Origin of the sequence: Demequina sediminicola, from assembly GCF_000975055.1 — a bacterium.
Lineage (GTDB): Bacteria > Actinomycetota > Actinomycetes > Actinomycetales > Demequinaceae > Demequina > Demequina sediminicola.
Genome location: NZ_BBRB01000004.1, coordinates 179,642 through 196,134 on the forward strand (window position 1 = coordinate 179,642; position 16,493 = coordinate 196,134).

At 63.4% G+C, this 16,493-nt stretch carries 20 protein-coding genes; 1 reads left to right on the plus strand and 19 read right to left on the minus strand.

The window, feature by feature from the left end; all coding sequences use genetic code 11:
* Positions 1-46 precede the first annotated feature (46 nt).
* From dprA to rimM, 12 genes are all read right to left on the minus strand, one after another.
* The gene (gene dprA, locus AOP79_RS09360; RefSeq protein ID WP_062072882.1) at positions 47-1,243 is read right to left on the minus strand and encodes a DNA-processing protein DprA; all 1,197 of its coding nucleotides are present in this window, start codon (positions 1,241-1,243) and stop codon (positions 47-49) included.
* Positions 1,240-2,757 (minus strand): YifB family Mg chelatase-like AAA ATPase, encoded by a 1,518-nt coding sequence (locus AOP79_RS09365; RefSeq protein ID WP_062072884.1) that lies wholly within the window; start codon positions 2,755-2,757, stop codon positions 1,240-1,242. The genes dprA and AOP79_RS09365 overlap by 4 nt, the downstream gene beginning before the upstream one ends.
* Positions 2,754-3,110 (minus strand): YraN family protein, encoded by a 357-nt coding sequence (locus AOP79_RS09370; protein ID WP_062072887.1) that lies wholly within the window; start codon positions 3,108-3,110, stop codon positions 2,754-2,756. The genes AOP79_RS09365 and AOP79_RS09370 overlap by 4 nt, the downstream gene beginning before the upstream one ends.
* Before the next feature lie 124 nt (positions 3,111-3,234).
* A complete protein-coding gene (locus tag AOP79_RS09375) occupies positions 3,235-4,497 on the minus strand; it encodes an MFS transporter (RefSeq protein WP_082093526.1) in 1,263 nt (420 codons plus the stop codon).
* The gene (locus AOP79_RS09380; protein ID WP_062072891.1) at positions 4,490-5,107 is read right to left on the minus strand and encodes a winged helix-turn-helix domain-containing protein; all 618 of its coding nucleotides are present in this window, start codon (positions 5,105-5,107) and stop codon (positions 4,490-4,492) included. Before AOP79_RS09380 ends, AOP79_RS09375 begins: the two co-directional genes overlap by 8 nt.
* Before the next feature lie 99 nt (positions 5,108-5,206).
* Positions 5,207-6,964, minus strand: coding sequence for an MDR family MFS transporter (locus AOP79_RS09385; protein WP_082093527.1), 1,758 nt, complete (start codon positions 6,962-6,964; stop codon positions 5,207-5,209).
* Positions 6,965-7,000: 36 nt separating this feature from the next.
* Positions 7,001-7,324 (minus strand): DUF2469 domain-containing protein, encoded by a 324-nt coding sequence (locus AOP79_RS09390; RefSeq protein WP_062072893.1) that lies wholly within the window; start codon positions 7,322-7,324, stop codon positions 7,001-7,003.
* Positions 7,325-7,393: 69 nt separating this feature from the next.
* Complete coding sequence (gene rnhB / locus AOP79_RS09395) at positions 7,394-8,128, minus strand: ribonuclease HII (protein ID WP_062072895.1); 735 nt, start codon at positions 8,126-8,128, stop codon at positions 7,394-7,396.
* 3 nt (positions 8,129-8,131) lie between these two features.
* Entirely contained in the window at positions 8,132-8,770 is a 639-nt protein-coding gene (lepB, locus tag AOP79_RS09400; protein WP_269078449.1) for a signal peptidase I, read from the minus strand.
* A gap of 83 nt (positions 8,771-8,853) precedes the next feature.
* Positions 8,854-9,201 carry a 50S ribosomal protein L19 gene (gene rplS / locus AOP79_RS09405; RefSeq protein ID WP_062072899.1) on the minus strand — a complete coding sequence of 116 codons (348 nt, stop codon included), beginning with the start codon at positions 9,199-9,201 and terminating at the stop codon, positions 8,854-8,856.
* A gap of 131 nt (positions 9,202-9,332) precedes the next feature.
* Positions 9,333-10,037 (minus strand): tRNA (guanosine(37)-N1)-methyltransferase TrmD, encoded by a 705-nt coding sequence (trmD, locus tag AOP79_RS09410; protein WP_062072901.1) that lies wholly within the window; start codon positions 10,035-10,037, stop codon positions 9,333-9,335.
* Positions 10,034-10,567, minus strand: a complete 534-nt coding sequence (gene rimM / locus AOP79_RS09415; protein ID WP_062072903.1) for a ribosome maturation factor RimM — start codon at positions 10,565-10,567, stop codon at positions 10,034-10,036. Before rimM ends, trmD begins: the two co-directional genes overlap by 4 nt.
* Positions 10,568-10,668: 101 nt before the next feature.
* On the opposite strand from rimM, the gene AOP79_RS09420 reads away from it, so the two are divergent.
* Positions 10,669-11,094, plus strand: a complete 426-nt coding sequence (locus AOP79_RS09420; RefSeq protein ID WP_062072905.1) for a hypothetical protein — start codon at positions 10,669-10,671, stop codon at positions 11,092-11,094.
* A gap of 86 nt (positions 11,095-11,180) precedes the next feature.
* On the opposite strand, the gene AOP79_RS09425 is transcribed toward AOP79_RS09420, so the two are convergent.
* The 7 genes from AOP79_RS09425 to AOP79_RS09455 form a co-directional block, all read right to left on the minus strand.
* Entirely contained in the window at positions 11,181-11,411 is a 231-nt protein-coding gene (locus AOP79_RS09425; RefSeq protein WP_062072907.1) for a KH domain-containing protein, read from the minus strand.
* A 2-nt stretch (positions 11,412-11,413) separates the two neighbouring features.
* Positions 11,414-11,890: a 30S ribosomal protein S16 gene (gene rpsP / locus AOP79_RS09430; RefSeq protein WP_062072909.1), complete on the minus strand. Its 477-nt coding sequence runs from the start codon at positions 11,888-11,890 to the stop codon at positions 11,414-11,416.
* 153 nt (positions 11,891-12,043) lie between these two features.
* On the minus strand, positions 12,044-12,679 hold the full coding sequence (locus AOP79_RS09435) for a hypothetical protein (protein ID WP_062072912.1): 636 nt from the start codon (positions 12,677-12,679) through the stop codon (positions 12,044-12,046).
* 56 nt (positions 12,680-12,735) lie between these two features.
* A complete protein-coding gene (locus AOP79_RS09440; RefSeq protein WP_062072914.1) occupies positions 12,736-13,578 on the minus strand; it encodes an FAD:protein FMN transferase in 843 nt (280 codons plus the stop codon).
* Positions 13,575-14,066 carry an FMN-binding protein gene (locus tag AOP79_RS09445; RefSeq protein ID WP_152648087.1) on the minus strand — a complete coding sequence of 164 codons (492 nt, stop codon included), beginning with the start codon at positions 14,064-14,066 and terminating at the stop codon, positions 13,575-13,577. Before AOP79_RS09445 ends, AOP79_RS09440 begins: the two co-directional genes overlap by 4 nt.
* 4 nt (positions 14,067-14,070) lie before the next feature.
* Positions 14,071-15,429, minus strand: a complete 1,359-nt coding sequence (locus AOP79_RS09450; RefSeq protein ID WP_062072918.1) for a ferredoxin reductase family protein — start codon at positions 15,427-15,429, stop codon at positions 14,071-14,073.
* On the minus strand, positions 15,407-16,489 hold the full coding sequence (locus AOP79_RS09455) for an amidohydrolase family protein (protein ID WP_062072920.1): 1,083 nt from the start codon (positions 16,487-16,489) through the stop codon (positions 15,407-15,409). Before AOP79_RS09455 ends, AOP79_RS09450 begins: the two co-directional genes overlap by 23 nt.
* Between the last annotated feature and the right edge of the window lie 4 nt (positions 16,490-16,493).

A 16,493-nucleotide genomic window follows, 5' to 3' on the forward strand; every position in this document is an offset into this window, starting at 1 on the left:
CCCACCCGAGTGGCGGTTTGATGAGTTTTGATGAGGTTTAGAGTCGTTAGATGCGGCGCCATGTGGCGCCGCACCGCTCGACGGCTCCCACTAACTCGAGGCGTCCGAGGCTTGCGAGCACCTCACGACCTGTGAGTCCTGCCCGGTAGGAGGCCTCGTCTGTGGTGAGACCGCGGCCACCGACGACATCGAAGACCGCCCTGTCGTGCGGATGAGCAAAGTCGATGCGGTGAGTTGCGCTGCCGAGCTCGAGGGGTAGACACGCCTCGAGGGGAGCCACTAACTCCAGCACATCCGCGGGGCGCGCCACCAACACGGCCGCGTTCTCACGCACCAGGGCATGACACCCCGCCGATGACGCGGAGGTCACCGGCCCCGGGACAGCACCCACCGGGCGGTGCATGGCCGCGGCATGCCGGGCCGTTGACAGCGCGCCTGAGCGCATCGCCGCCTCGACGACCACCGTGGCCGCGCTCGACGCAATCAGACGGTTGCGCTGCAAGAATCGCGAACGCATGGGGGCGTGCCCCGGCGGAACCTCCGACACCAGAGCCCCGTCACGCATGACAGCTGTCAGAAGATCCGCATTGGCCGCGGGATAGAGCCGGTCCACTCCCCCAGCCAGCAGTGCGACCGTGACACCGCCCGCCGCGAGCGCAGCACGGTGGGCTCGCGCATCGATGCCGAACGCGCCCCCTGAGATCACCGCACGGCCTGCGTCGACAACGCCGCAGGCAAGATCTGCCGCAACATGCTCTCCATATGCCGTCGCCGATCGTGCACCCACGAGCGCCACTCCGGACGGCCAGACGTCTGTGAGGACAGCACCTCCTCTGATCCATAAGGAGTAGGGCGCGAGAGAGCCGAGCGAGTCCAGGCATGATGGCCACTCAGAGTCGACCCGGGTGACGACGCGCGCCCCGCATACCTGCGCGCGGTGCAGCAGGATGTCACAGTGCGCGTCACGCGCGCGGCGATGCCATCGTTCCGAGGCTTTGACCGCAGCGGCAACCTCCCGAGGCATAGGAATGACGGCCAGTTCCTCACGGCGAACCCGCTGTCCCTCGTCTCCCTCGCCGCCCATGAGGAGCCAGTCCAATGCGGCAACCGGACCGAGGGTGTCGACGATCCAGCCTGCGGCATTGTCACCAGGCTCTGCAATCGCGGACCACACCACCAAGGCACGGCGTGCTGCCTCGCGGTGGTCCTCGTCGGCCATCGGGTTCACTTCAGGCTCCGTCATCTCGCACTCCTGGTGCGTAGTGCGAGAGCTGCGGCCACGTCACTCGAACTGGGCTCGTCCCGCGAATCAAGGTCAGCAAGAGTCCAGGCCACACGCAGTGCCCGGTCGACTCCACGCGCCGTCACAGCACCTCGATCAAGCGCAGACATGAGATCGCGCGTGGCCGAGGCGCGGGTGTGCTCTCGCAACCAGCGACCTGACACTTGGGAATTCGATGTCCATTCGTGGTCGCGTAAGCGCGACTCAGCGCGATCCCGCGCGGCTTTCACCCGCGCAGCGACGGTCGCGGTGTCTTCCCCTACCTCGTCGAACCCTCTTCGCACTGGGCGTACTTCAACCTGTAAGTCGATACGGTCAAGAAGCGGCCCCGACAGGCGCGAGAAGTACCGGCGGCGCGTCAGCGGAGTGCAGGTGCAGTTCGCTCCTGAGTCGACAAAGTTGCCACAGGGGCAGGGGTTGGCCGCCATCACCAATTGGAAACGGGCCGGATAGCGAGCAGCTCCGAGCGCACGATGGATCACGACTTCTCCGTGTTCAAGCGGTTGACGCAGCGTCTGCAGCACTCGCGCCGAAAACTCGGGTGCCTCGTCCAGGAAGAGCACGCCGCCGTGAGAGCGAGAGATCGCTCCAGGCCGCGCCCACGCACTACCTCCCCCGACGATGGACGCGGCTGTGGCTGAATGATGCGGCGCCTCGTACGGAGCGCGCCGGATCAGCCCCTCGTCAGGATTGAAAGTCCCCGACAGAGAATGAATCGCAGTCACGTCGATCGCGTCACTATCGCTCAACGGCGGAAGCAGCCCCGGCAATCGGCTCGCCAACATGGTCTTACCCGCACCGGGCGGGCCCACCATGAGGAGGTGATGCCCACCCGCGGCCGCGACCTCCAGTGCAGCGCGCGCTTCGGGTTGACCACGAACATCGGCCATATCCGGCGCGTGGTCCCGCATCACTGCCGGCACTTCATGGAGCGCGGCCGGCGCATCCGCCGACACAGTTGCATCCCGGTTGCCATACTCCTGAGCCACCTCACCCAAGTGGGCCACTCCACGCACGTCGATGCCGGGGATGAGTGCCGCCTCCGCCACGTTGTCCTCGGGAACCACCACGCGCTCAACTCCGGCGTGAGCCGCCGCCGCTACAGCCGGGAGGATTCCACGGACAGCCCGCACCCGACCATCAAGCCCGAGTTCGCCGATATGAGCGCTGGCGGCAGCCCTCGCCGGGTCCACTTCTCCAGCCGCCGCCATCACGGCGACTGCGACAGCGAGGTCCGTCCCAGCGCCCGACTTGGGTAGCGAAGCCGGAGTCAGGTTCACTGTCACACGCCGGGCGGGCCACGTGATGCCGCTCGACGACCATGCTGCCCGCACACGATCACGCGCCTCGCTCAGGGACGCATCGGGCAGACCGACGAGCGTAAACGCCGGGAGGCCTTGAGCAACGTGCGCCTCCACCTCGATCACATGCCCCGCGAGCCCCGTCAACACCACGGAACGGGTACGGCCTATCACTCGACACCTCGCAGGTGCTCGACTTTGGCGGCACCGGCCCTCGCCACGGACACCGCGAAGACGTCCACTCGCACAGACCGCCACCGCCGAGGGTCCTGGTGAAGCCACTGTGCCGCGAGAGCCCGGAGACGGTGGAGTTTGTCTCGGGTCACAGCCTCCTGCGGCAATCCCGCGCTGCGGGTGCGCCGGGTTTTCACCTCGGCAATGACCAACGTGTCACCGTCAACGGCGATCACGTCGATCTCGCCGAACCGGCATCTCCAGTTGCGTTCGAGGACCCGCCAGCCATGGTCCTGCATCCATTGCGCCGCGACGGACTCCCCGTAGCGACCTACTTGTTGCGTCACGCTCATGCGCCACCTCCACGAGGAGCATGCCGAGTGCGATCACGTGGGCACAGCTCTGCTCTCGCATTCGTGGACAAGCCCCGCTGCGGCCCCTGCCTGGGGACGCACGTTCGGGTTGCGCGCCAGCCCCCTACGCAGGCAGCACCGGGGAACTCGACGAGATCTCGGCATCGGCCCGCAACAACAGCCGGGCCGCGAGCACCGTCACCCCGATCACACCGACCCCGCCCACGATGAATGGCACGTTGAGTTCCGACTTCGCGAGCCATGCCCCCGCCATGGTCGCGATGGGCATCAACGACCACGTCAACGTCCGGATCATCCCGACAACCCGGCCCAGAATCTGCTCAGGAGTCAGCATTTGCCTCAACGTCGCCCACGGCACGTTCCACATCGAGATACCAAAGCCACTGACCGCGTATGCAGGCACCGCTAGCCAAAGGTCGGCCGCTAGCCCCACCACGAGCAGCCCAACTCCACCGAGCATCGAGCCCGCGAACAATGTCCAGCCGAACCCGACTCTGGACACCACCCGGCTCGCGACAAGCGACCCCGTCAAGCCGCCAACGCCGATGCCAGCGGTCACAAGCCCCACACCGGCAGGTTCCACACCGAATCGCTCGACAAAGAGCAGCACGGTGACCGCCTGTGCCAAAGCAATAAACGCACCCACGGCGGCGGTGGTCATCACCACCGCGCGCAGGTAGTGGTGATGGCGCAGGAAGTTCCATGCCACGCGCAACGGAACGTGTTTTCCCTCCTCACCCGGCGCTACCTTCGCACGCGCTGCGGCCATGGGGAGAGCAAGAACCAGCAGCGCCGCGATGACATACCCCGAGGCGGACACGATCATCGGCAAGGCAACCGCGAGCGCATACAACAGGCCAGATACGGGTGTCGCAACGAACATGTCGACGCCTACTTGCGCTGCCTGAATCCGGCCGTTGGCGCGACCCAACAGCGGACGCCGCACCAACGACGGCACCATTGCCGTGGTCGCGTTGTCGAAGAGCGTCTCGCCCATACCAAACACGAGAGTCGCTACTGCGAGCACCGCAATGTTGATCTGCCCAGAGGCAATAGCCACTGCGACTACGGCTGCAGTCACCATACGTAGACCATTGGCAACGGCCATCGCCACGCGCCGATCGATCCGATCGACGATCATGCCCGCCGGCACTCCGAACACGAGCCACGGCACATACGTCAAAGCGGTAAGCAAGCCGATGCTGACAGGGTTAGTGGTGAGAGCCACCGCAGTGAGCGGAATGGCCAGCCGGCCGATGCCGTCGGCCAGGTTTGAGCTGACGGCGGCGGCGAACAGGGTCCCAAACCCCCGCCCGAGGCCTTCGCTCTCGCTCACGCGCTCTGGCGCGACTCGTGGGCTAGACATCGGACGTCCCCGGAGACCCTTGGGGCTGGGCTGCGGTGTCGGTTCGGCCGATGAGGGGGAAGACGTTGGCGTGCGCGGCGACTCGACGAGCACCCTCGGGCGCCTCACGACCGGTAAGCGGTTCCATGAATTCACGCATGGTGCGCTCCAGCAAGTCTGCGAGATCGCGGGTTTCCTGCAACGTCAACGATGCCGTGGTGCCTGTGAGTGTCGCCGCCTCGTGCCACTCCGCATCGAGTACCTGGGCGCCATGCGCAAGGAAGTCGTCGATACGCGCAGCGCGTTGAGCGATGAACTGACGTGACACCATGACCGCTGGCGCACTCGTGATGGGCTCGTCTCGCATCGACTCGACGTCGACCCGCATGCTACCTGGCACGAGGCGCCACCACCGCTCGCGCCCGCTGAGGTGTCCTGGGTCATCTTCAATGAATCCATGACGAGAAAGTTGGCGGAGGTGATAGCTCGTGGACCCTGTGGACTCGCCAAGTGCCTCGGCGAGGACACTGGCCGTTGCAGGCCCTGATTGCAGCTCGTCAATGATGGCCACGCGCAGGGGGTGGGCAAGTCCCTTGATGGCGCTGGAATCGAGGTGACGTTCTGTACTCATGCATTCAGACTAGAACCACAAAGAAATCTTTGCAAACTATTCTTTGCAGTTCCTCGTGGATGCGCAAGCGAGCAGCACGAAACCTCGCGCTGAGGCCGCCTACGTACGAGGCGGCGGGTCTGAGCGAGGCGGCGAGCCAGGGTGAGTCGGCGGGTCAGTGCGGCGCGCGCCACCACTGTCTTCGTTGTGCCGATGCAGTTCCGCGACCTCGGAATCTAGCTCCGCCATGCGCGAGCGAGCCTCCTCACGCACATCCGTCAAGATCACCTCGCGCACTTCGCCGGTCACGGGAGCCCCATAGTCGGAATCAAGCATGCCGTCCCTGTCCCCCACCACGACGTCCCGATCCGTCGTCGTGCGCAGCGGCACTTCACGAACGAACATCAGCAACACCATCGCCCCCAACGTCAGCGGCGCAATCCACCCCAGAACCGGAGCGAGCGCATCGTTATACGAGCTCACGACGATGTCGTGGTACGGATTCGGTAACTCCGACACAATCTCCGGTGTGATCGAGTTAAAGTCCTGACCGGACTGCTCCACCGCATCGGCTGGCAAGCGCTCCCCTAAGAGACCAGTCAGACGCGCTGTGAACATCGAACCGACAAACGCCGCACCTAACGACGCACCGATCTGCCGGAAATAGTTGTTTGCTGACGTGGCCGTCCCCACGACGGACAGCGGGAACGTGTTCTGGACGACGAGAACTAGATTCTGCATCGTCATACCCAGTCCGAGGCCCAGGATCGCCAGGTACAGGCAGGTGAGCCAAATGGGTTCGTCCCACACCATCGTCGACATCAGGAATAGCGCCAGTGTGGCCGTGCCAGCGCCGGCGATCAGGAGGTTCTTGTATTTCCCGGTCCGTGTCACGGCGCGGCCCGCCAGAATCGATGTCACGAGCATCGTGCCCATCATGGGAACCAACAACAGCCCGGCCACCGTGGCGTCCACACCCGTCACCATCTGCATGTAGGTGGGCATGTAGGTCAACGTGCCAAACATCGCGACACCGATGAGCAGCCCGGCCGCTGTGGTGAGCACAAAGTTGCGCTTGCGGAACAGGTCGAGCGGGAGCACCGGCTCCTCGGCGCGGCGCTCGACTGCCACGAAGGCCACACCAGATGCCACCGTCAGCACACACAGTCCGATGATCATGGGCGACACCCAGTCGTACTGGTGGCCGCCCCACGACGTCGTCAACACGAGCGATGACGTGGCGATGGCCAACAGCATCATTCCAGCGATGTCTGGCTTGACCTTGCGTCGCTCCACCTTTGGTGGGTGGAGGAAGAACGTGACCGATCCGATCGCAAGCAAACCCAGGGGAATGTTGATCCACAAACACCACTGCCAACCGATGGTCTCTGTGAACCATCCGCCCAACAACGGTCCCGCGACAGAAGAAAACGCGTAGACAGAACCCAGCACGCCCATATAGCGGCCACGCTCGCGGGCGGGAATGACGTCCGCGATGATCGCCTGCGAGAGAACCATCAGGCCGCCGCCACCGATGCCTTGAATTGCGCGACCAGCAATCAGTTCAGGCATATCCGTAGCGAGGGCGCCAACCACGGAACCGATGATGAAGACCGCGATGGCCGCGATCAACAGACCTTTCCGACCAATCAGGTCGCCCATCTTGCCGTAGATCGGCATCGTGATGGTGGCGGCCAGAATGTATGCCGTGGTCACCCACAGCATGAGGTTCACGCCGCCCAGCTCACCCACAATCGTGGGCAGTGCGGTGGCAAACATGGTCTGGTCAAGGGCCGACAGCAACATTGCTGTCATGAGCCCGATAAACATGGGGACGATGCCGCTACGAGGGTGGGCGGTCACGTTCGGGGAGGCCATAGTGTCACCCTAGTGACGGCCGGCTTTCAATGCCGGTTAGCGGCCTCTGAGCTGGCGTAGGTCCGGCATTGCGTCATCTTGCGCGAGCTCTTCGATGTTGACGTCCTTGAACGTCACCACACGCACATTCTTCACAAGGCGGGCGGAGCGGTACACGTCCCACACCCAGGCATCGGTCATGTGGACCTCGAAGTAGACATCCGCGCCGGAGGTCCGCACCTGCATGTCCACCTTGTTGCACAGGTAGAAGCGGCGGTCAGTCTCCACGACGTAGCGGAAAAGACCCACCACATCACGATATTCGCGATACAACGCGAGTTCGGCGGCGGTCTCGTAGCTCTCTAGGTCGTCACTGCTCACGTACACATCTTCGCGTGCAAGGCACCCAGGAGCGTGAGCGGCGCGCCGGGCGATCGAGCCCGGTGCTCATCACGAGGCCATCCCGGGGGTGTGGGCGGGAAGATTCCAGGACCGCCGATGCCACGGTGTTGCACCGAGTCGGCGCAGCGCATCGAGGTGCCCGGCAGCGCCGTACCCTTTGTTCCCGCTCCAGCCGTACTCAGGATGCTGCCCGTGGGCTTGCGTCATGATGGAATCGCGTTCAACTTTGGCGCCGATGGAGGCCGCGGCAATCGAGGCGCACAGATCGTCTCCTTTGATCACCATGGTCACCGGCGGCACGGCCACCTTGGGATAGAGAGCCGATGCCGCGGTGGTCTCTGGCTCGACGCTAGCGAAGAGATCGGGCTCGGGAAGGGTCAGCCAGTCGTGTTTGCCGTCAAGGAGCACGGCGTCGACATCGACATCCATTGCCTGGAGCTGTGCAAGACCGCGCATTCCTGCCAAACGCAATGCACCCACGATTCCCAGGTCATCGATCTCTTCTGCGGAGGAGTGAGCCACGACGCGCGCTAATCCAAAGCCCGCGGGAGAGTGGTCATTCTCGCGATGCTCGGCAAGAGCGGCGACCATCCGGGTGCGGCGTGGCGCCGAGAGCCTCTTAGAGTCGGCTAACCCCTCGGGCCACGTCGAGCATCGGCTCACCGCACACAGACCTACCGTGACGGGCCCCGCGAGTGCGCCACGGCCCACCTCGTCGATACCGGCGATGATGCAGGCACCGGCATCCCACAAGGCGCGTTCGTGCTCGAGTGAGACTGCCACGGGCTACTCCGTGACGACGTCGGGGTCGTCGTACGGATTACCGATTCCGTGGAAGTGCTGGAGCGGCCACACGGTAGCGAACGCGGTGCCCACGACAGAATCGAGGGGAATTGCACCGCCACCCGGATTACCCATATGCGCACGGGAATCGGCACTGTGCGGGCGGTTATCGCCCATGACCCACAGATATCCGTCCGGAATGGTCCTTTCGAAGCTTTGGATGGATGGCTCGACACCTGCGGGGAGGTACGGCTCGTCGAGTGGCTCGCCGTCAATCGTGATGTTGCCCTCAGCGGTGCAGCACACCACGTTCTCGCCGGGAAGTCCCACCACGCGCTTGACGAGGTGTGTCCCAGCGTCCTCAGGAAGCAGTCCCGTGAACGTCAGGATGTCCTTGCCGAAAGCCTCGAAGGCGGTGTCGTCAGCAGAGGAAGTGTCAGCGGGAAGCCAGCCGCCGGGGTCTTTGAACACCACGATGTCGCCGCGACGCAGATCGAGCGGACCTGGGCGCCACTTCGTGACGAGAATGCGATCGTTCTCCTGCAAGGTGGGATCCATCGACGCTGACGGAATCCAGAACGACTGAAAAAAGAACGTCTTGATAAGGAGAGAAAGCGCAAGCGCACACAGCACAATGACCAGGAATTCCCGGACATACCCCCATAGACGGCCACCGGCGGAGGGTGAATGACCCTCCGCCGGTGTGCCTGACTCTGTGCTGATGGTCAGTTCTCGCGCTTCTCGCGGATGCGAGCTGCCTTACCGCGCAGGTTGCGCATGTAGTACAGCTTGGCGCGGCGAACGTCACCACGGCTGACAAGCTCGATCTGCTCGATGGTGGGTGCGTGCACCGGGAAGGTACGCTCCACGCCAACACCGAAGGAAACCTTGCGGACCGTGAAGGTAGCGCCGATGCCGTGGCCCTGGCGACGCAGGACGAAGCCCTGGAAAACCTGGATACGTGAACGGCTACCTTCAATGACCTTCACGTGAACCTTCACGTTGTCACCCGGACGGAAGTCGGGGAGGTCGTCGCGGAGTGATCCCGCAGTAATGTGGTCAAGCTTCTGCATGACTATTGCTCCTACGCACACGCCACAGGCCCTGCACGCACTCTGCCTTACGGCTTTGATCAGTGGTGGTGACAAGACAAGTCGTGCTGAGACCCCCTGTGGCAGATGTCAGCCCCGCTTGCACCGAGAGACTATTGTGCCACATCCCGGTCACTCTCAGGAAGCAAATCAGGCCGACGATCTCGGGTGCGCTCACGTTGCTGCTCGTGGCGCCACTGGGCAATCTTCCCGTGGTGACCACTCAGGAGAACCTCCGGCACGTCAAGTCCTCGCCACTGTGCGGGCCTGGTGTAGCTCGGATACTCCAAGAGACCGTCAGAGTGTGACTCCTCGACGATTGATTGCGCATTGCCCATAAATCCGGGAATCAGGCGCGTGATGGCCTCGATCATCGCGACTACCGCGACCTCTCCCCCATTGAGGACGTAATCACCGATCGATACCTCGCTGACGCGAAAGCCTGCATCCGCATAATGCTGCGGAACACGCGCATCGATACCCTCATAGCGACCACAGGCAAACACCAACTGCTTTTCCTGAGCGAGGTCTGACGCCATCCCTTGGGTGAACGGAATACCCGCAGGAGTGGGGACCACAAGGTGAGCGCCCGGCTGCATCACATCGTCCAGCGCCGCACCCCAGACATCGGGCTTCATGACCATACCTGCGCCCCCACCGAACGGTGCATCATCCACGGTGCCGTGGACATCGTGCGTCCAGTCACGCAGATTGTGGATGCGCGCCTCCACCAGTTCCTTAGCGCGGGCCTTGCCCAGCAAGGACAGATCCAGCACCGAGAAGAACTCAGGGAAGATGCTGACGACGTCGAGCCTCATCCGTGCGTCTCCCCTGTTTCCTCAGGTGACTCGCCATCGAGGAGCCCATATGGCGGTGTAATCGTGACGGCGCGTGCCTCGAGGTCAACCTCGGGTACGAACTCGTCGACAAACGGAATCATTGCGCGCTTGCCGCTGACTTGCTTGACGACCAACAAGTCCTGGGCAGGCATCGACAACAAATCTGCGACCTCGCCCACGACCTCTCCACTGGGCCGAACAACCGAAAGTCCCACGAGTTCGTAGACATACCAAGCATCGTCTTCATCGGATTCATCACCGTCAATGACGAGCGACACCCCGCGTACGGCATCGGCGTCTTCTCGTGACGCCACCTCAGCAAACTTCACATACCAGCGCTGCGACTGAGTACGCACGGCGGTCACCGTGAGAGGTCCAGCTGCCGCAGGGTCCGTGTCGAACGACGCTCCTGGCACCAGTCTCTCTTCAGGGATATCCGTGCGCACTTCCACCGTCACTTCACCCTTGAGCCCATGAGCACGGCCGATGCGCGCAACAGTCAGTTCCATGGGCACAAGCGTAAACGACCAGCATCAGGGGGCTTGCCTCGGCTAGATTGACTCTGGAGGGGAGACACCGCCCTCTTCACCGTGCATCCGAGGAGGCAACCATGTCCTATCCGCAAACCGCGCATCCGGGCCCACGCCCCGGAACAGTGACGTTCGTCGTGGTATTGACCTGGATCTCCGCCGTGTTGACGCTGATCTCAGGCGGCGTATGGCTGTGGGCGTCCGGTGACACTGGATTTCTCGCCGATGTCGACACCTCCGCACAGCCAGCACGCATCTACGGCTGGACATTGCTCGGGCTCGGTGTCGTCACCCTGCTGGTGGCTGTAGGCCTCGGCAACGGTTCCAGGTTCTCGCGCTTCATCGTCAACGCCATTATGGCGATCCGACTGGTGCTCGACCTCATTGTGATCTTTAGCGTCCCGGGTTTTCCCGAGTGGCAAGCAATCGCGTCCATCATCTGGTCCGCACTCATCTTGATCTTCCTCAACAACCGCCGCGCATCGCTGTGGTTCTTGAGGACTTAACACGGTGACGGTCTCCCGGCTCTCACCACATACGCAGAAGGCCCCCGTCACAGTTGTGACGGGGGCCTTGCTGTTGTGGCTACTTGCTAGGCCACGTCCACAATGTTGACGCGAACGTCATCACGCGAAATAGCGTCGATCACGGTGCGCAACGAGGTCGCAGTGCGACCACGCCGGCCAATCACGCGCGGAAGGTCCTCGGGGTTCACCACCACGTTCAGGGTGATGCCACGACGGCCTGAGCGCTCGGACACCGTGACATCGTCCGGGTTACGGACAATGCTGCGGACCAGATACTCCAGGACGTCGACAACCACGATTACTTCTCCTCAGCCTCAGCGGGCTGCTCGGCGGACTCGTCCGCGGCAGGCTCCGCAGCAGCTTCAGCCTTGGCGGCCTCCTCTGCTTCCTTCTTGGCCTTCTCGTCAGCGGCAGCCTTGTCAGCCTTCAGCTTCTCGGCGGCATCGGCGCTTGCCTTGATCTGGTCATCGGCACTTGCCTTACCAGCAGGAACCTCGACGGTCGACTTTGCGTCCTTGTCGCCCTTGTACTGGCCCCAGTCACCGGTCAGTTCGAGCAGCTTGCGCACCTGGTCCGAAGGCTGAGCGCCAACGGAGAGCCAGTACTGCGCGCGCTCCGAGTTGATGTCGATGAAAGACGGGTTGGACAGCGGGTGGTACTTGCCGATCTCTTCGATCGCACGACCATCGCGCTTCGCGCGGCCATCGATCACGATGACACGGTAGAAGGGTGCCTTCTTCTTACCAAAACGCTTGAGACGAATCTTTACAGCCATGGCTGTTCTCCTTGTTCATTCGGTGTGAGCCGGTGTGGAGCAACCCGGGAATAGTGGGAAGTCCGTCACTGGCAAGACGAATAGTTGGCACGGGTAGAGGGCCACACCAACCAACGCACTATTGTGCCAGATTTTCAGACCTGAGTATGACCGCTAGGCCTCAGGCTCCCAGCGGGGTTCGACGACACCCACGACCTTGCCGCCGTCCACGACGATCCACAAGCCCGCTCCACGGCGCCCATCAAGCACATTGCTCTCCACAGCCGCGGTCTCGAACTCCACGGGAACCCAGTCATGCGAGGACAAATAGAACACAGCGCCCGGGTCAACGTGAACAGTCACGGGGTTCACGACGTCATTCGAAATGACGAAGTGCTCCACGTGTTCATCGTCTGCGAAGCTCTCCTCGTAGATCTCCCACTGATCCGAGTCCTGCCCGAACATGCACGCCACGTCAACCGCACCACTGCCGCTCTCGCTATCGACCTCACGGACAAAAACGAACCACGTGCCGTCAGGGATCTCCGCTTCTTCCTCAATTGCGCACCCAGAGCCGAGGGCGCCCGTGCTTCCAGCGTGCCCATCAAGTTGGATCAGCGACTGCAGGCGAAACTTCATCGCGTCGTTTACCGACATTGCCGCGGTCGCTGTAGCGCTGAGCGCCTGAGGTCCCGAGAGTTCAACGGAGGTGGAAAGGGGCGCCGCATTGGGCGCTGCCACCGTGCAGCTGCCTAAGGCGCTCACACCCATCACAAAGGTCGCGAGCCCCAGGAGTTTTTGCGTTGCCATCGCACTCCTCAGAGTTCTTGTGCCAGCCAACTTAGCGCAATCCGGGCGCGTGAGGGTCACAGACGACGAGTTCGCCAGCCAGGTGTGGAGACGGACGTGACCTTGTCTCCTCGGCTCTTGAGAGCGAGGACGTCCATCCCTAGTGCGTGCGCACTTTCCGCCACGCCGGCGCCTCCAGCCACAATGGCAGTGGCCCACGCATCGCACTGGACCAGGTCGCGCCCGATCACCGTGGCCTGGACAACGGTGCTAGTGCCTTTGCCTCGCTGCGGCGCCCAGATGTGGCCACTGCGATGGCCAACGCCCGACGTCGCGAGGGATGCAGAGCGGTCCTGGCCAATGCGGACTGCAGCGAGCGATCGCTGTTGGGGGCCTGGTTCGTGACGAGGGTCCCCGATTCCGATACGCCAGCCCTCGTCGGAGGGTGCCTGGCCGTGCACAGACAGGTCACCTGCACAGCCCCACGACCATCCCTCGGCCTGCAGTAATGACAGACGCCACCGGGAGCGCTCCATAGCCCACGTCTTCACGATTCCCGTGGGATCAATGCGCGACGCGCCTGCACGCGACGCTCCGGGACTGCGCGACGCCGGCTCACTGAGCGGCTCACGCGCGTCGAACCACCCGCCCGTTTCCTCTCGAAACTGCTCACAGAGGTCAAGCACCTCCGCGACGGCCGGGGGCGCGTCCGCCACCACGGCCTCACCGCGGTTGATGCGACTGATCCAGGAGTCCTCCCGGTATGTGCTGAACACCTCATCGACCCAGCGCAAGTCTGACTCGATGAACGACATGACAGATGTCGCGGACTCCTTGTCCGCGCACCCCACGACAGTCAGAGTGAAGTCCATCGCCATTGCTTGCGCCGTGAGCGTGAAGACACCCTCGTGATCAGTCACAGGCCCGCGTCCTCAAACGCTCCTTGCGCAGACTCAAACATCGCCGGCGAGGTATAGCTGGCCCCCGACACGTGCTCGACGTCCCAGTCCTGCTCCTCGAGAAACTCTTCCTCGAGAATCGGTAGCGCCATATCGTTGACGACCCGGGACGGCGAAGCATCCGTCCCCGCCACCGGGAACTCCACTGCAGTCAGCACGCCGTCGGTGAACGTGAGACGGACTTGATAGTCGCCACGAATATTGGAGACCACGGGACCATCGAAAGTTCCAGAGACACCTTCGCTGGTGACGTCGCTCGGGTCCGGGTTCGTTGAGTTCTCCGCAGAAGGCGCGCTGGACGTCGCCCCCGGCTGCGCCGTCTCGTCGCCACAGGTATCCGCGGTTGCGCCGTCGACGCAGTCATCGAGCGGGTCTGGAGCTGCCGCAAAGCCTGCCGCAAGAATGACCGCCGATGCGCCTGTCACCATGACCGCGCGTGTCGCTTTCATCTGCTCACCACCCAAACTCTTCACGGTGAATGCTGGACGGTGCAACGCCCGCCCTCGCCGCGTCGGCCTGCACCGATTCCGCCCATTCTCGCGGTCCACAGATGTACACGTCACACGCAGACGGGTTCGCGACGATGTCAGTGAGGGTCAGGGGTTGGTCGATGCTCGACCACCCTGTACCACGGGGGCCCAGGACGAGGTGGATGTCCGCACCCCGCGCATCGGCGAGTTCTTCGATCTCTTCCAGCAGCGGCGCTTCCTCCCGCGAACGCGCACGCACCACCACGGTCACGTCGTCGTCAGGGCTTGCTGATTCCAGCAGCGCCCGCACGGGCGTGATCCCGATGCCGGCGGCGACGAGAACCACGGAGTCTTGGGTGCGTGTGGGCTCACCGAAGATGCCGAGGGGACCTTCGCACCAGACACGGGTTCCCGGGGTCACGGATGCCATTGCGCGTGATCCATCACCGGACGGCTTGACGGTGATGCGCAACCGATCGCCGGGGGCTGCTGACAGCGAGAACGGATGCTGTTGGCCACGAAGCCCAGGGCTCAAGAACCTCCATAAGAAAAACTGTCCGGACTGGGCGCGTAGGCGCTCAAGGTTCCGACCGCTCAGGGTGACTGAGGTGGAGCCGTCGACATGGGGCGTCACTGATTCCACGACAAGCCCGTGCCTAATGAACAGCACCAGTGGACGCACGACTCGATACCCCAGGAGAGAGACCCAGGCGACGGTCCACCACAGCGCCCAGAACCACCAAGCAGCCCCACCATCGCGGAAGGTCGAGCCTTCGAGGAACTGGTGCGGCACGGCAAATGCGACGCCGACATAGACCAACAGATGCACCGCGTGCCAGCGCTCATACGGAATCCTCATGCGCACCGCGGAGAAAGACGTGACGAGCACCACGATGAACGCGACTGCACCCACCTGCGCCGCCAACATGAACCAGCCATACTCAGGCCAAGCGGTCAATTGTGCCGCGACGGAGCGGCCGTCATAGCCAGCGGTGATGGTCGTCATGAGCACCAGGTGAATGAGCATCAACACCAGGGCGACCGTGCCCAGGCGGGTGTGGCGAGCAATGGCTCCGTCGTGGCCTAACGCTCGCTCAACCCACGGGACGCGTGACGCCAACAGCATTTGCGCCATCGCCAGAATTGCCCCCACGATTCCAAGCGCGCGACCCAAAGCATAGGCACCATCGGCTGGAGTCTCGACATACGACAATCCGCCGCTGGCAATCATGAACGCTATCCCGGTGGCAGCGGACAGCCACACCAACGCCTCAAGGCCATCGACCCACCAGCTGCGCCGGGCGGCGCTCACGCGGCGCTTAGCGTGCAACAACGTCGCCACGGAGCACCACCGCCGTCGGTGTCTTCAATACATCGATCGCGACGCGCGGGTCCTCGGGATACACCACCAGATCCGCTGACTCCCCTTCCGAGAGCGTCGGAACACCCAGGAACTCACGCGCCTTCCACGTGGCGGAGGCGATGACAGCCGATGCCGGGATGGCTTTCGCCATCTCCGCCGCTTCCTGCGGCAACAGACCGTGGCCGAGCGTGCCGCCAGCATCGGTGCCTACCAGGAGCTGAACGCCGGACTCGTAGAGGTCACGGACGTGCTCGTAGCGCCGCTGGTGCATCCGACGCATGCGCTCTGCGTAGGCGGGGTACTTGCCTTCACCCAAGGCCGCGAAGCCCTCAAAGTTGTCGACCTGAAGCAGCGTTGGCACGACCGGGATACCGCGGTCAGCGGCCACTCTCATGTGGTCTTCGTCCATGCCTGTGCCGTGCTCGATGCAGTCGATGCCTGCATCCAACAGCGGGCCGATCGCCTCATGTGAAAACGTGTGAGCCGTGGCCCGGGCGCCTACGGCATGGACTCGAGCGAAGGCATCGGCGAGTTGCTGCGTTGTCCACAACGGCGTGAGGTCACCGGCATCGCGTTCGATCCAATCCGCGATGAGTTTGACCCAGCCGTCACCCTTGCGAGCCTCGTCCTCGGCGACATCCGGGAGGTCCCGCGGCTCGATCTCACGGGCGTAGTGCCGCAAGTATCGCTTGGGCCGGGCAATAAACCGGGCAGAGCGGATGAGCCGCGGCATATCCGGGCGGTCGTGGATAAAGGATGTGTCGAGCGGGCTGCCGGCATCGCGGATGAGTAGCGTCCCAGCGTCACGATCCACGGTGGCTTGCTTGAGCGCAAGGTCCACATCCGTGGCGCCCCCTGAATCAAGACCCACATGGCAGTGCATGTCCACCAGACCTGGAACCACGGTTCCTTCAATGACTGTTGCCTCACCACTGTGGCGCGGACGCCCATAGGTGATCTTGTCCCCCACCACCCAGGCCTGGTCCATCACCGTGTGATCGTCAACGAGCACCGGGCCTGTGAGGTGAAGCACGCGCATCGGC